The sequence below is a fragment of the Pseudomonas sp. B21-017 genome (assembly GCF_024749245.1).
GTDB lineage: Bacteria > Pseudomonadota > Gammaproteobacteria > Pseudomonadales > Pseudomonadaceae > Aquipseudomonas.
In genome coordinates this window covers 1,493,193-1,508,411 of sequence record NZ_CP087194.1, presented here as the reverse complement: position 1 = coordinate 1,508,411, position 15,219 = coordinate 1,493,193, and the positions used below count along the sequence as shown (strand labels likewise).

Sequence of the window (15,219 nt, the reverse complement as noted above, 5' to 3'; positions counted from 1 at the left end):
TCAATGCTTCCGCGGGGCCAGATAGCCCAGCCAGCGGTGTTCGGCCATTTTGAACAGGCGCACCAGAATGAACGTCAGGCACAGGTAGAACGCACCGGCGGTGATGTAGGCTTCGAACGGCAAGTAGAACTGAGCGTTGACCGTGCGTGCGGCACCGGTGATGTCGATCAGGGTCACGATCGACGCCAGACTGGTGGTCTGCAGCATCATGATCACTTCGTTGCTGTACTGCGGCAGCGCCCGGCGCAGGGCCGACGGCAGCAGGATCCGCTTGTACATCTTGATGCGTGACATGCCCATGGCCTTGGCCGCTTCGATCTCGCCGTTCGGCGTGGCGCGCAGGCTGCCGGCGATGATTTCGGCGGTGTAGGCGCTGGTGTTGATCGCGAAGGCCAGGCACGCACAGAACGAGGCACTGGACAGCCATGGCCAGAGGAAGCTTTCACGCACGGTTTCGAATTGCGCCAGACCGTAGTAGATCAAGAACAGCTGCACCAGCATCGGCGTGCCGCGGATCACGTAGGTGAACAGCCAGGCACTCATGTTGACCAGCGGCTGCTTGGAGACGCGCATCAGCCCCAGCGGCAGCGCCGCCAGCAAACCGAAGAACAGCGACAGCGCGAGCAGTTTGAGGGTGGTCACCAGTCCGCCGAAGTACAGCGGCAAAGCATCCCAAATGACGTTGTAGTCGAAGATCATAGCTCAGCCGCCCTTACGCCTACCGAGTAGCGCTTCTCAAGATGACGCAATGCCAGCAACGAGACGCTGGTGATCACCAGGTACATCGCCGCCACCGCGAGGAAGAAGGTGAAAGGCTCGCGGGTAGCGTCTGCCGCCTGCTTGGCCTTGAACATCATGTCTTGCAGACCCACCACCGAAATCAGCGCGGTGGCCTTGGTCAGTACCAGCCAGTTGTTGGTGAAGCCCGGAATCGCCAGGCGAATCATCTGCGGCACCAACACCCGGAAGAACACCTGAAAACTGCTCATGCCGTACGCCATGCCGGCTTCTGCCTGCCCCTTGGGGATCGCCATGAACGCACCACGGAAGGTTTCCGACAGGTACGCACCGAAGATGAAGCCCAGGGTGCCGATACCGGCGGCCAACGGGTTCAGGTCGATGTAGTCGTCATAGCCGAGCATCGGCGCAACACGGTTGAGCAGGTCCTGGCCGCCGTAGAAAATCAGCAGGATCAGCACCAGATCGGGAATACCGCGGATCACCGTGGAATACAGATCGCCCAGCCAGGCCAGCCAGCGCACCGGCGACAGACGCAGCGCAACGCCGATCAGCCCCAGGACGATGGCCAGGGCCATGGACGACAAGGCGAGCTGAAGCGTCAGCCATGCGCCATCGAGGATGACAGCCCCGTAGCCTTTCAACATGATTCAGGTCCTCGAAAGTTGGGATGAAAAAATGGCGCAAACCTCAGAGATCCTGTTGCTTGCGCCATTTCGGACTTGTTGCGGGGACGATTACTTGCCGTAGATATCGAAGGCGAAGTATTTGTCCTGGATTTGCTTGTACTTGCCGTTCTCGCGAATGGCCGCGATCGCGGTGTTGATCTTGTCTTTCAGCGCGTCGCCCTTGCGAACCGCGATCCCTACGCCGTCGCCGAAGTATTTGACGTCGGTGAAGGCCGGACCAACGAAGGCGAAGCCCTTGCCGGCGTCGGTTTTCAGGAAGCCGTCATCCAGCAGGGTAGCGTCCGCCACGGTGCCGTCGAGGCGGCCAGCGGCCACGTCGAGGTAGATTTCGTTCTGCGAACCGTAAGGCTTGATCTCGGCACCCAGCGGGGCCAGGACTTCGCGGGCGAAACGCTCGTGGATCGAACCACGTTGCACGCCGATGTTCTTGCCCTTCAGCTCAGCCAGGTTTTCGCTGACTTGAGTGCCGGCCTTCATGACCAGGCGAGCCGGGGTGTTGTAGTACTTGTTGGTGAAGTCCACGGACTTCTTGCGGTCTTCAGTGATCGACATGGACGACAGGATCGCGTCGATCTTGCGCACCTTGAGTGCCGGGATCAGGCCGTCGAACTCTTGCTCGACCCACTGGCACTTGACCTTCATCTCTTCGCACAAGGCGTTGCCGATGTCGTAGTCGAAACCCACGATGCTGCCGTCCGGTGCTTTGGAGGCGAATGGAGGGTAAGCCGCTTCGATACCGATTTTCAGAGGTTTTTCATCGGCGAATGTCGGCAGGGACAGCACGGACAGTGCCAGGGCGCCAAGCAGCACGAGTTTCTTCATCTTGGGACTCCATCGGTAAAGGGCAAAAACGGCAGAGTGAGCGACAGCCCAATATGCGAATGGTTAAACCAAAAAGCGGTGCTGCGTCCTAGGAACCGTGCGCTGATTTCAACGCAGGCAACGACGAGCGAGTGATTGGCATTCTAACGACAGGCCCGAAGCCGATATTTCTTCAATGCGACAACAAATTACAGAAGCACCGAGAATGCCGCTTGGGCACGTTGACAGCTCTGCAATTTCATGCAAGAGCAAAAGACAGTGAACCGATCTATGTTGCAAATTGCGGGCCTATTATTGGCAAACCCTTCTAATCCGGCAAGCGTAGCGTTGTGTCTTATTTTTCATGGCGATTGAGAAGCCCTGAAACGGGGCTTTGCGTTTCCCATTGCCTCGTTATCGGGCGGGCGGTTACACATTCAGTTACTTGAAAGGTGATGGGTAACAGTAGGAAAGGGCCTACGGGGGAAGCCGATAATTATTGGTTGAAGATCAGTACGAAAAAGCCCCACCAGACTCAACACCTGGCAGGGCTTCGATGACTCCGAATGCTACTTACGCAACATTCATGGTCTTGTGTGTATCAATCAAATGCTGCACCACACCCGGATCGGCCAGGGTGGAGATATCGCCCAACCCGTCGTATTCCGCCGTAGCAATCTTGCGCAGAATCCGGCGCATGATCTTGCCCGAACGGGTTTTCGGCAGACCCGGCGCCCATTGAATGACATCCGGCGAGGCAATCGGGCCAATCTCTTTACGCACCCAGTTCTTCAGCTCCAGGCGCAGTTGCTCGCTCGTCTCTTCACCAGCGTTCAACGTGACGTAGACATAAATGCCCTGCCCCTTGATGTCGTGCGGCACACCCACCACCGCCGCTTCGGCGACTTTCGGGTGAGCGACCATCGCGCTTTCGATCTCGGCGGTGCCCATGCGGTGGCCGGAAACGTTAAGCACGTCATCCACGCGACCAGTGATCCAGTAGTAACCGTCTGCGTCACGACGCGCACCGTCACCGGTGAAGTACATGCCACGGAAAGTCTTGAAGTAGGTGTCGACGAAACGGTCATGGTCGCCATACAGCGTGCGCGCCTGGCCTGGCCACGAGTCGAGAATCACCAGGTTGCCCTCGGCAACGCCTTCGATGATGTTGCCCAGGTTGTCCACCAGCGCCGGCACCACGCCGAAGAACGGCCGTGCTGCCGAGCCAGGTTTCAGCGCATGAGCACCCGGCAATGGGCTCATCATGTTGCCGCCTGTTTCGGTCTGCCACCAGGTATCCACGATCGGGCAACGGGACTGGCCGACATTCTTGTAGTACCAATCCCACGCTTCCGGGTTAATCGGCTCACCGACCGAACCCAACAGACGCAGGCTGCTGCCATCGGCACCTTCAACAGCGGCGGTGCCCGACGCCATCATCGCGCGGATCGCGGTCGGCGCGGTGTAGAGGATGTTGACCTTGTGCTTGTCGACAACCTTCGCCACCCGGGTGATGTCCGGATAGTTCGGCACGCCTTCGAACAGCAGCGTGGTCGCACCGTTGGCCAGCGGGCCGTAGACGATATAAGAATGGCCGGTGACCCAGCCGACGTCGGCGGTGCACCAGTAGATTTCACCCGGACGGTAGTCGAACACGCGCTCATGGGTCATTGCCGCGTACAGCAAATAACCGCCAGTGGTGTGCTGCACGCCCTTCGGCTTGCCGGTGGAACCGGAGGTATAAAGGATGAACAGCGCTTCTTCGGCGCCCATTTCTTTTGGCGCGCAGACGGTGCCCGCCACTTTCATCAGGTCTTCGTACCAGATGTCGCGATGCTGGTTCCACTTGATGTCGCCGCCGGTGCGCTTGCACACGATGACTTTCTGAATGCTGCTGGTTTCCGGGTTGGTCAGGGCGTCGTCGACGTTGGCCTTGAGCGAGATCTTCTTGCCGGCACGAATGCCTTCGTCGGCGGTGATCACCACTTTGGATTTGCAGTCGATGATGCGACCGGCCAGGGCTTCCGGCGAGAAACCACCGAACACCACCGAGTGAATCGCGCCGATCCGGGCGCAGGCCAGCATGGCGACCACGGCTTCGGGGATCATCGGCATATAGATTGTCACCACATCGCCGCGATGCACATCCTGGCCGCGCAAGGCGTTGGCGAACTTGCAGACTTGTTCGTGCAGTTCGCGGTAGGTGATGTTGCGGCTTTCGGCAGGGTCATCCCCTTCCCAAATAATCGCGACTTGATCGCCGCGCTCGGCCAGATGACGGTCGAGGCAGTTGTAGGAAACGTTCAGCGTGCCGTCAGCGAACCATTTGATGTCGACATGGTGATCGTCGAAGGACGTCTGCTTCACCGTGGTGAAAGGCTTGATCCAGTCAAGGCGCTTGGCTTGTTCGCGCCAGAAGCCGTCCGGGTTGACGACCGATTGCTGGTACATGGCCTTGTAAGTGGCCTCGTCAGTCAGCGTATTGGCTGCTACCTCGGGACGAACGGGATACAAAGAAGCCGCACTCATCTTTCTTACCTCGGTGGAATAGTTGTTTTTGTATGGCCCCAGTTGTAGCCGGGGCGGGCCTATAGAACCATTCGACGATGGTAGTAACAAGCCCCTACAAAATGTGGCTATACCGCAACGAAGCGCTCAAACCCACTGTTTTAGGGGGCTCGACGATTATTACCAAATCTGCCAAAGGTGTTTATCAAAAGCACAGCTATATGCCCGTCATGCCCAGGCCTAAAATCGGTCTCGCCAACACGGCAATGTGATTAACCCAGTTGCAGCCCCCACGAAGGCAGTTAATCCAAGACTCTTTACTAAAGCTCCACACGCAATCCTAAAAAGATTGCGTGACCCCATTCGACCTCAGAAAGGTAAATTCGAAATGAAAGCTTTATTGGTTCTGGCCCTCAGCAGTCTGTGCGCAACCGCCATGGCAGACGAGGCCCCGACTGATGCCGCAAAACAACAACCCGTCGTCGAGGAATACACCTACTCCACCCACCTGGACATCGCCAAAGTCATCTCGATGAGCGAAGTCCCGAACGTCTGCGAAGTAGTCCCGGCCAAAATGGTCTACGACGACTCCAAAGGCCAGCGACACATTCTGCGTTACAGCGTCATGGGTAACGGCTGCTCCAACGGCTGATCCGCCCCACTTTTACCCCCTAAGGCTCGACCCATCCTTCTTAAGAGACCGATGAAGTGCCGAGCCTTACATCGATTAACTTGATTGTTTTTAGCATTTATTTGCGCTTTTTAATCAAATTATCTGGCGTAGTATGAATTTCACACCAAGGCACACAACGCCAACGAACCTGGAGCCACTACCATGAAAACCAAACTGATCCTCGCCCTGACCCTTTCCGTCCTGGCCGCCAACACCTTCGCCGCCGATGGCTACGACCGCACTGGCTCGGCTGTTTTCAACGATGCGGCTGTCGCTTCTGACGGTTACGACCACACCGGTTCTGCCTCTTTCGCGGCTGACGGCTTCGATCGTACGGGCGCTGCCAAAGTCGCTGCCGATGGCGCCGATCACATCGGTGCAGCCAAAGTTGCTGCTGATGGCTCTGACCGCGTAGGTGCCGCTCGTTTCAGCTGAAACCGGGCGCGACATCACAGCCCGACTTCGGTCGGGCTTAGTTGTGTCTGGAATGGTTGAAAATCGACCAAAACCACAACATGTAGTGAAAAACAGAGTTTTTTGGTTGTTTTTTTGAGCAACGTTTTTCAAGACCCTTTTCAGCTCAGAATTGCACACAATCTCGTCCACAAAACCCCGTCTATTGCTCTGCAAGCCCCGCCCCATCTGGCTTGCGCCATAACAGCTGCCCGTAACGGTGCGAACACCCCGGCCTCACCGTCAAAAACCAGCCGAAACAGGCGAAAAAAAAACTTCCTCCGCCAAAGCCCTGTAAACCCTCGCTCCAACCTGAAAACGCCCCTCGCCGAGCCCTCCAGGTGCCATTTCGCCGCACCACGGGGCCGAAAATTTCCTTATAATGCGGACTTAAACGGGCCTGCAATATTCCCTTACAGGGGTGAAAAGCCAGTCTGAAGCCCACGCAGAGCGGTTCACGTTCTCTGCGCCCATCAGCGGCTTCGGAATACCCGTACAAAATTCTGTTTATTGCCTGCGTTGTACTGCTGCAACAAACGATTTCCTTTAGATCCAACGCGGCCAGAACCGGCCGTGTGAAAAACCAACCTATCAGTTTTCACACGGGCAACTGGCCCTCACGCAGGAGACGACACGTCATGCTGAGCTGGGACGAATTCGACAAAGAAGATGACGGCGAAGTCGCTGTAAAAGGCGCCAATGCCGGCCACGCTTCTGAAGCCAACATGGACCGCCTCGACAGCGCCGGTGGTGCCGCCGCTCAAGAGGCCCGCGCCGTGACCGCGACGGACTCCGCCGCGATCGCCCGCGCCAAGGCTGCCCTGGATTCCCTCGACGTCGCCGAAGGCCTCGCCGAACTGGAAGGCGCCTCTGCCCGTGTAGCTGTCGATGAAAAGCGCATGATCAACTGCCGCGCCGACCTCAACCAGCTCGTGCCATTCAAATACGACTGGGCATGGCAGAAGTACCTGGACGGCTGCGCAAACCACTGGATGCCGCAAGAAGTCAACATGACCGCCGACATCGCCCTCTGGAAAAACCCGGAAGGCCTGACCGACGACGAGCGCCGCATCGTGATGCGCAACCTCGGCTTCTTCTCCACCGCCGACTCCCTGGTTGCCAACAACCTGGTCCTGGCCGTGTACCGCCTGATCACCAACCCGGAATGCCGCCAGTACATCCTGCGCCAGGCCTTCGAAGAGGCGATCCACACCCACGCCTACCAGTACTGCATCGAATCGTTGGCCATGGATGAAGGCGAGATCTTCAACATGTACCACGAGATCCCATCGGTCGCGAAAAAAGCCACCTGGGGCCTCAAATACACCCGTTCGATCTCCGATCCGAAGTTCGAAACCGGCACCGTCGAAACCGACAAAGAACTGCTGCGCAACCTGATCGCCTACTACTGCGTTCTGGAAGGCATCTTCTTCTACTGCGGCTTCACCCAAATCCTCTCCATGGGCCGCCGCAACAAAATGACCGGCGTCGCCGAGCAGTTCCAGTACATCCTGCGCGACGAATCCATGCACCTGAACTTCGGCATCGACGTGATCAACCAGATCAAAATCGAAAACCCACACTTGTGGGATGCTGAGATGAAGGAAGAAGCGAGCCAGATGATTCTGCAGGGGACTCAGCTGGAGATCGAATACGCCCGGGATACCATGCCACGCGGCGTACTCGGCATGAATGCGGCGATGATGGAGGACTACCTGAAGTTCATCGCTAACCGTCGGTTGTCGCAGATTGGGTTGAAGGAAGAGTATCCAGGGACGACTAACCCGTTCCCTTGGATGAGCGAGATCATGGACTTGAAGAAAGAGAAGAATTTCTTTGAGACTCGCGTGATCGAATACCAAACCGGTGGCGCGCTTAGCTGGGATTGATAGTCGCTAGCGCCTAAGCCTGATAAAAGAAATCGTCAAAAAAAGCCCCGAGAAACTCGGGGCTTTTTTTATTACTGCTATTCCATATTTAAGAATTACAAATACAACGCAAAAAATTCAAAAAGAACTTAATTGCGCAGCCCGAAATAGCGTCAATCTCATCGAAGGCTTTCGCCCCCTTACATTACAATGAAATATATCCTTGATCGATAAGTGAGGCTCTGATCCTCCATATCTCAACGCATTGTTTTTCCGTAGGCAATTTATTAGGAATTTGAGTGGCAACTTTCAGAAGGGACTCCTGCTTCGGGGTGAGTTTTGCTCCTCTTAGACCCCACATAAGCATTCGAGACCATTCGAAGGAAGATATTTCAATCACAGAAATTTGAGTCGCAATCCCATCGTCTGTCTTTTGCAATTCTTTGGACGCGCCAACTTCCTCAACACTACTTCGCAAATCCTGTAAAGACTCAACAAATCCAGAAACAAAATTAACCGATAATTCTTTTACTTGGTCCCAACAAGCCTGCATTTTAGCCCATTCAGTGACGTTCTCTTTCAGTCGATCGGGATCGGTGAGAACATCAAATACTCTTTTTGCTACTTCTTCGATTTGCTGCAGCAATGGCCCAGCTACAGATTGTTTATCCCACACACTACGCAGATTCAACTGCTTACCTAACGCCTGCTCTGCAACCATATTGTGAAGTTTCGCCAGTGAGTAGGTCACGATATTTGCGCGATAGCCACCTTGATACCATTCTTGCTGAGACACTATATTTTCTGTCTGCCTAAACATAATTGCCAATGCAACTATATGCTTATAATAGTCCTCATTAAATATTTTTCCGTCAGTTGCCCAAGCTTTTGCAATGACGTCTGCAAAAACCATAAAGTTTTTCTGAGCGCCCATACTGACCTTATGAGGTAACTCCCGCCAAGTATTCTCGAGCTTCGCTACATCTGTTTTAGAAAACAGCTGTTTACGAGGATTTTGCAGAGTAAACTTTGACTTGTCTGCGCCAGTTAGTTTAGCTTGTTCATTTAAATACTGACCACGTGCTCTCTCATAGAACCAATGAGTACCATGCTGTGCGCCACCAGTGGACGGTGCAAAAATGCGTCGAGAAAACTCCTCCAGTCTTACATGGTAAGGGTGATTGGAAAAGAAGTCCGCATCGCTGACCTTATTTTGGCTGTTGGCGTAGCGAGCTATTTCAGGAGTTAATTCTCCAGCCTTTTCTGGAGGCAACACAGATAGCTTCATCTGGACCATAACTTTTGACAAATCTGCACCATCTTTCTTTCCTGCACTACCACGCTTAGCCAGAGCGAGCGATGCAGTAGTCTGCCCACCATTTACTATTTGTAAATTCGTTGCACTAATTATTTTAATGCCACCATGTACCTCTTCCAAAACAACGTTCTCTGCAGTAGCAGCAATACCATTATTAAATGCAAAAAACATTTCCGGCTGAGTCTTGATAGTATTTTGAATTTTCGAGTTAACCTTACCTTTGGCACTTAGAAACGTACGTACGTTGCCCTCTAAAAGCCGACTACCATAATCCTCATAGATATCAGCCAACATATCCCCACTAATCATGCAGAGATAAGCTTTATAATCACCATCAGATTCGGCTGCAGCTAGACAGCTTAATCCGCTTTGGCCGGAGCTCTCAAAATTGACCACAAGCTCATCTCGACCTGTGGCAGAAATATAAGCAACGTGAAACCTCGCAACATCCCATATATGAAACTCCGTAGGAATGCCACTTATAGTATCCTCTGGCCAATCCTTCAAACGGGACTTCAACTGCCCATCAGACACATAATAAAATCTAAATTTTGTAATTTTGGACTGCCAATCCATTAAATCGCATGCCAGCCCGTATCCTGGCTGACTTTCGTCAAATGCCCCATCGGTAATAAATCCATCTAACGATTCTTGGACATAGTTCTTCACCGTGAGAAATGCTTTTTTAACCTCATCCGTATTAAACGTTGAGATCTCATCTTCATTTAAAAAACTTCCGATCAACAATGATACCGAGTTATCTGCATCATCCAGATAATAACCATCGACGCGCAATTTTTTCTTATTGCTTACACCTTCAAACCTGCAACTTTCAAAGCTAGAAAATTGCTCCGTCTCAGTCAATCTATAGCCACACTCCTCAATAAAACTAGCACTCAAAAAATCTCGAGCAGACTCTGCGCGAGATCGGACGGACTCAAGAAACTCCCGATGAAACTCCTGCAGTGTCACAATATACCTCCAACTAAAAAGAAGTCCGCTCTATTAAAAAATACTCTAATTCTTTCAGTTCAATTTCATAGCAAATGTTTACAACGCCGGCAGGTATATTTTTTTTACCAATATAAGGGAAGTTTTCTACAATAGCAAAACTAGCCAAGCTGCGGAGCTTGAAAAAAGCAACTCCATACTCTTCTCTAACCACATACCCAGCAACCAACAACTTATTATCGAACTCAAGCAACGCATCATAACAACTGGAGAGTTTTTTTCGCAACTTTGAAATCTGACTATTCAGAGTAAACATGCCATCCGAGTTACTGCTGACGTCAGCGATCTCAACGACAATCAATTGTATTTTCTTATCAACACTATCCAACTGCCTTTCTGAGGCAATAATTAATGTGTCAGCATCAGGCCTTATTGTTTTTACTTCCCACGCCGCGGTGCCGAATTGGAAGTCTTGATCAGCTCCTGAGGGGCCGACCCATGACATGACACCTTCACTGCTTCCAAGACGGTCAATCAGCTCTTCCAAAAAAACCAACTCACCACATAGCCCTCTGACACTACTCATAGGTAAAATATTGTCAGAGGCACGCTCTAGCAAATGTCGCCAACTGCTTAGACGCCTAAGCACAAAATTTAAAGGACTAATTTTCCCTTCAGTATTTCTGGAATGTTCGATCAAATCTTCGCTAAGTAATGAAAACATTTCTAGAAGCGCAAGATCCTCTAGAGTCCACAGTAACGCCCATCTGCCATCATCCCGACGGCTTTTCTTTAATTTGATCGCCCTCATATCCAACTGGTGAGGAGGCTCCTCCGAACAGACAAATAACAATAAATGTCGCCCGTCACCGTCTAACCCCAAATAAAAATCCAAAGGGTGGGTGGCATCGTATCGTTTAAATACAGACTGCGGGGACTCTGGCTTTAATGATTGCCATATTGACAAACATTTAGTCATCGACATTTTCATCCTCGCTCTCATCACCTTCGAAGCTTTCAACCTCTTTAGCCAAAAGTTTTCTTAACTCAACCATATTAATTTGGTAAGTCATTTTTTGGCTGCCTACAGCAAGCTCTGGGAAGCTCAAACCGATAGCAACTAACGAACTGTCTTCTGGTACAGGCACGTGCTTTTGCTCGCCAAATTCTGGCCACACCAAATGTATCAGCAACAAGGGATTTCTTCTAACTTCGTTATAAGCCTTACCTGGTACGTTTTTCTTTTGTTCATTAGCAGGAACGACACGAAAAATTCGTTCAGCCTCACTAACTTCCTCTACCGTCAGACCAACTTTTTCGTCTGCAGCAGATCCAACCCTCATCTTCTTTTCATTGACTAATAGCGATTGTTTTTCAAGATCAACTTCAATTTTACGACTTCTGCGAGATGACAATAGCCCCGGAATTATTTCGTAGGCACTTACGCTTCCTCCTGGGATTGCGACGTACCATTTATCAAGTTTCGGATCGGCCGTTCTCTCTATGAAGTCCGCGAGATCCTTCGACTGTAGCCTTAGATTAAGTGGATGGCTTATAAAGCTATTCAAGAATTCAACAACCACACTCTTATCTACACCACCCCAAACAGGAAAGTCATATTTTTTATCAATTGAAAAATTAGAGGCCTTTACTTTTTTAACTAATGCTTGCGCAGCCTTATGGTTAGAAGATATAGCGTTAGCATCGCTGAGCAACCGTGCGGACTCAAGACTTTCTTTACTGATAGAAAGAGTGTGCACGATCTGTTCGGAATCGCGCATTTTATTTCTGGCTGTGATTATCAACGATTCTGGATGAGAACGGACTCTTAGACCAAAGTCTATTGGCTTCAGACGAGAAAGCTGCATACGACGAACTTCCCCCCTCAACTCGTCGGTAGCTTCGGAAATTAATGAATACCAGTTAATTGTCTCTCTCGGCATCCAAATCTTCATTAAATCTTCGTAGCCTGTTCTATATCCAAACCAGCGCCCCATTTGCAGTAGGGCATCGTACATCTGTGTCGATCTATAGAAATAGCTTACACACAGCCCTTCTAGTGTAAGCCCCCTAGCGAGGCTATTTCCGCCTACCGCGATAACTCTTAGCCCATTTTCCTTGTATAGCGCATAGTTCAAACTAGCGCCTCCACTTTTTTGGTTTACCGACCTGACCTCAATAGGTAGTACCGCAGTAACTAGCTCGCGCTGAACTTGCTCCCAAGTGCAACCTTTACCGCTGTAATATTTTTCATAGACGGTACGCAACTCACTAATTGTTTTATTTTTTACAGCCTCCGACACTTTAAGCGACGAATAGCTCCTAATATCCTCTTGAATTCCTCTAAGAGCAAAATCGATAATATCCTTCACTTGGTCTTGTATCAGAGTAAAATGACTTACATTGATCAACATGGATCTGTGTTTTGGCATTCCCGATCGTAGATCCATTATCGCATTCACAATTAAGAAGCATTTGATAGCTTCCATTAGCGAGTCTGGAACTTCATCTACTGGGCTGTCTGACTTCTGACCTTTTGGGAATGAAGCCTCTGCATCGGAGACTTCTTCGAGACAATCAATCCGGGGATCATCCCCAAATATTGCCGAGGCCCCTAAATAATTAGTCGGAGCATCTAGGGCATAAATGAAGTCACGCGGAAAGAGATCGTCCCCTTCCATTTCATTAGTGGTCTCAGGGTTAATAAAGACGTTCGCAAATGGTGTAGCCGTAAACCCAACATAACTTGATTTTGGAAAAATATTCAGAAGAGTACGAATACCGCTATTGATCGCAGTTGCTTTTTTTGGGCTGGTGTTGATAGATGCGTTATCAGCCTCATCGTCAACAAGAAGCAATGGAAGGTCAATTTTCCCCGAAGCCTCTGCGTTGAAATTTATCAACCATTCAGTTAAGTTTTCTATTATTCTTTTATTTTTTTTAACTACCAGCAGCACAGGCTCATTATAGTCGCGCAACTTGAACCCAAGCTGGTTTACAGTAATCGCCTTGAAATCGCCTACAGTCGAGGTAAAAACACCGGCGCTCCTAGTAGCATTTATTAAGCCCACTCCAATTTCTTTTCGTCTACGATTTCGGCTATCGCTATTCACAACACCGGAGCTATCCAGTCCTACAAAACCTGAATCCAACCGTTCTTGTGTTTGCCTGCGCAAACTTTCCAAAGTCCCGGTAAGAAGAATGACTAGCTTATACCCAGCATCTGCTGCTTTACAGATCAACCCTGTGTAATTTGAAGTTTTACCGGACTGCACATCTCCCATCACCAGCCCGCGACGGGGCCAGCCGGACTTCCCGGCCGGATTGCCCATCAAGTCCAATATTTCATCAGTCACTTTATCAAGAGATGTAACTACCTTGGCACCCCATCCCTGTTTAATTAGGTCCGTTCTGTATCGACTCCAATAGAAAGGATTTATCTGCGCTTTCCTAGCTTGCAGCCACGGATCATGCTCATTTACTACATAACTACCTAGCCCCATATCCAATGCTAGGGCTACATGCAGCTTTTTAATTACTATCTCAAATTCTTGATCCGAAACACTATAGATTTCCATTTTTCGTAACGCGTTTGCTAAGTCAAATATCTCGATTTCTGTGGGCACACGATCCACAGTGAGGGAAGTAGACACTGCCACTTCAAGCCGCTGCGCATTTGCGGAAAGGAAATCTTCAGGTTTACTGTTCAATATTTTTGAGCTCCTCTACAATTTTCTTTGTGAGTGCGGGGTAAAGATTGAAAGGTTCTATAACGTGCAAGGTGGCAAGCAAATGGATTCGAACGGGAGATTCTAAATCCATCCCTTCAAATAGCGTTGTAGCCATATCTCTTAGCTGATTCTCTAGATATTCGCCATTAAATCCGGGCTTCATATCAGATGCCATCCGGGAATAGAGCGCATCCGCCGGAAATGATCCTTCAATTACCTTCAGAATCATCTCAAACAAGCTTTCTGCATACTTTCCTGGTAGCCCAGACTGAAACTCTCGAATAAGAGGGTGCTCTCGATTTATGTCAAATCGAACCCCCCCCCGATCTACCACCTCGTTCCAAGTCGAGGTAAATTCAGATTTTTCCGAAATTCGACCTCGAAACGTTATCGTTCGCCCACTTACTGCTCTTATTCTATCTATAGTTCTTTTTAAATTTCTACGAACTGCTTCTGGCGGATGAGCCGCAGATTTCTTAATATCAAGTGTCCACAAATGATCTAGTGCATTTGGTATATCAACCCTGACGCGAGCCAATTTACTTAACTCATCTTTACCCGCAAGCCGAAACCAAGTGCCCCATATTATTAAACGCCTGTTCCTATAAATGTAAAAACCCTGGTGATTACGAATACCATCCGACCCGCCCGCCAGTTCAATTTCTTTTACGGATAGTTTGCTGTAGTGGGGTATAATGAAAGGCTTTACAACAATTTTTTCGCTCTCTATCGAAAAAGACTCTTGCTCCAACTGCTGAGTTGCTTGATGATTTACCAAGAATGGATCTACGGGAGGAAGGTTCTTTCCATTTATAGAAATATTGACTCGTGGATTTTTATCTTCCTTTGATAAATACCTATGAAAAACCAAGGATAAATGGTCACACACATGGCTCATTTTTCCTACCAAGGCAGCTTCGACAGAAACTTCTCCAGCAATTAACTTATCTAACTTTTGCCACAGAACTAAAGTACCATGTTTTCTTTTAAGCAATATGTCCATATGTGGAGTATTCGTAAAATCTTCTTCATCGAGCTTCAGCATTACCCACGACTGACGATCTATTACAACGTCTAAATCCCAACACAAACCAGTTACGAGAGAAGCCTGCTTAGAAATAACTGTCATTCTTCTGCACTGTGACAGAGAAGAAGTTTTTAGTCCTAATCCATAGCGCCCCATGTCATCAGCGGCACGTTTATCCAACGGATTGGTACTGCCATGACGCATAGCTTGCTCAAGAACCGAAGGGGACATACCCTCCCCATCATCGATAATTGCTAGATACGGATGATCATACGGTCGGAATTCAATATCTATATTCTTGGCGTTCGCGGATAGACTATTATCCAAAATATCCGCTAAAGCAGATTCCAAGGTATACCCTATAGACCTCATGGACTCTAGCAACGACGCTGCGTGAGGAGGATGCTCAATTTCTCTCATGCATTTCGTCCCTAATAGTACGAAATGCTAAATACAAAAAAC

The 15,219-nt window shown here is 50.1% G+C and carries 11 protein-coding genes; 3 read left to right on the top strand and 8 right to left on the bottom strand.

Annotated features, from left to right (window positions below; all coding sequences use genetic code 11):
* The 4 genes from LOY28_RS06640 to acs form a co-directional block, all read right to left on the bottom strand.
* Window positions 1-699 (bottom strand): ABC transporter permease, encoded by a 699-nt coding sequence (locus tag LOY28_RS06640; RefSeq protein WP_018926395.1) that lies wholly within the window; start codon window positions 697-699, stop codon window positions 1-3.
* A complete protein-coding gene (locus LOY28_RS06635; protein ID WP_007934894.1) occupies window positions 696-1,385 on the bottom strand; it encodes an ABC transporter permease in 690 nt (229 codons plus the stop codon). Before LOY28_RS06635 ends, LOY28_RS06640 begins: the two co-directional genes overlap by 4 nt.
* A gap of 90 nt (window positions 1,386-1,475) precedes the next feature.
* Window positions 1,476-2,249, bottom strand: a complete 774-nt coding sequence (locus LOY28_RS06630; RefSeq protein WP_258613249.1) for an ABC transporter substrate-binding protein — start codon at window positions 2,247-2,249, stop codon at window positions 1,476-1,478.
* A gap of 552 nt (window positions 2,250-2,801) precedes the next feature.
* The gene (acs, locus tag LOY28_RS06625; protein ID WP_019582878.1) at window positions 2,802-4,757 is read right to left on the bottom strand and encodes an acetate--CoA ligase; all 1,956 of its coding nucleotides are present in this window, start codon (window positions 4,755-4,757) and stop codon (window positions 2,802-2,804) included.
* A 367-nt stretch (window positions 4,758-5,124) separates the two neighbouring features.
* Here acs and LOY28_RS06620 point away from each other — a divergent pair, with 367 nt between their 5' ends.
* From LOY28_RS06620 to LOY28_RS06610, 3 genes are all read left to right on the top strand, one after another.
* Complete coding sequence (locus LOY28_RS06620) at window positions 5,125-5,388, top strand: DUF2790 domain-containing protein (RefSeq protein WP_019582877.1); 264 nt, start codon at window positions 5,125-5,127, stop codon at window positions 5,386-5,388.
* Window positions 5,389-5,571: 183 nt separating this feature from the next.
* Entirely contained in the window at window positions 5,572-5,844 is a 273-nt protein-coding gene (locus LOY28_RS06615) for a hypothetical protein (RefSeq protein WP_258613248.1), read from the top strand.
* Window positions 5,845-6,500: 656 nt separating this feature from the next.
* Window positions 6,501-7,751: a ribonucleotide-diphosphate reductase subunit beta gene (locus LOY28_RS06610; RefSeq protein WP_007934889.1), complete on the top strand. Its 1,251-nt coding sequence runs from the start codon at window positions 6,501-6,503 to the stop codon at window positions 7,749-7,751.
* Between the two features lie 184 nt (window positions 7,752-7,935).
* On the opposite strand, the gene LOY28_RS06605 is transcribed toward LOY28_RS06610, so the two are convergent.
* Genes LOY28_RS06605 through LOY28_RS06590 form a run of 4 tightly spaced genes read right to left on the bottom strand, consistent with a single transcriptional unit; the run spans window position 7,936 to window position 15,177 of the window.
* Window positions 7,936-10,020 carry an AIPR family protein gene (locus LOY28_RS06605; RefSeq protein ID WP_258613247.1) on the bottom strand — a complete coding sequence of 695 codons (2,085 nt, stop codon included), beginning with the start codon at window positions 10,018-10,020 and terminating at the stop codon, window positions 7,936-7,938.
* 13 nt (window positions 10,021-10,033) lie between these two features.
* Window positions 10,034-10,990: a PD-(D/E)XK motif protein gene (locus tag LOY28_RS06600; protein ID WP_258613246.1), complete on the bottom strand. Its 957-nt coding sequence runs from the start codon at window positions 10,988-10,990 to the stop codon at window positions 10,034-10,036.
* Entirely contained in the window at window positions 10,971-13,709 is a 2,739-nt protein-coding gene (locus LOY28_RS06595) for a Z1 domain-containing protein (RefSeq protein WP_258613245.1), read from the bottom strand. Before LOY28_RS06595 ends, LOY28_RS06600 begins: the two co-directional genes overlap by 20 nt.
* Window positions 13,699-15,177 carry an ATP-binding protein gene (locus LOY28_RS06590; protein WP_258613244.1) on the bottom strand — a complete coding sequence of 493 codons (1,479 nt, stop codon included), beginning with the start codon at window positions 15,175-15,177 and terminating at the stop codon, window positions 13,699-13,701. Before LOY28_RS06590 ends, LOY28_RS06595 begins: the two co-directional genes overlap by 11 nt.
* Between the last annotated feature and the right edge of the window lie 42 nt (window positions 15,178-15,219).

Excerpts from the sequence above, each read along its gene's own strand:
- LOY28_RS06630 (WP_258613249.1), bottom strand. The coding sequence starts at position 2,249 with ATGAAGAAACTCGTGCTGCTTGGCGCCCTGGCACTGTCCGTGCTGTCC.
- LOY28_RS06615 (WP_258613248.1), top strand. The coding sequence starts at position 5,572 with ATGAAAACCAAACTGATCCTCGCCCTGACCCTTTCCGTCCTGGCCGCC.
- LOY28_RS06590 (WP_258613244.1), bottom strand. The coding sequence starts at position 15,177 with ATGAGAGAAATTGAGCATCCTCCTCACGCAGCGTCGTTGCTAGAGTCC.
- LOY28_RS06635 (WP_007934894.1), bottom strand. The coding sequence starts at position 1,385 with ATGTTGAAAGGCTACGGGGCTGTCATCCTCGATGGCGCATGGCTGACG.
- acs (WP_019582878.1), bottom strand. The coding sequence starts at position 4,757 with ATGAGTGCGGCTTCTTTGTATCCCGTTCGTCCCGAGGTAGCAGCCAAT.
- LOY28_RS06610 (WP_007934889.1), top strand. The coding sequence starts at position 6,501 with ATGCTGAGCTGGGACGAATTCGACAAAGAAGATGACGGCGAAGTCGCT.
- LOY28_RS06600 (WP_258613246.1), bottom strand. The coding sequence starts at position 10,990 with ATGAAAATGTCGATGACTAAATGTTTGTCAATATGGCAATCATTAAAG.
- LOY28_RS06640 (WP_018926395.1), bottom strand. The coding sequence starts at position 699 with ATGATCTTCGACTACAACGTCATTTGGGATGCTTTGCCGCTGTACTTC.
- LOY28_RS06620 (WP_019582877.1), top strand. The coding sequence starts at position 5,125 with ATGAAAGCTTTATTGGTTCTGGCCCTCAGCAGTCTGTGCGCAACCGCC.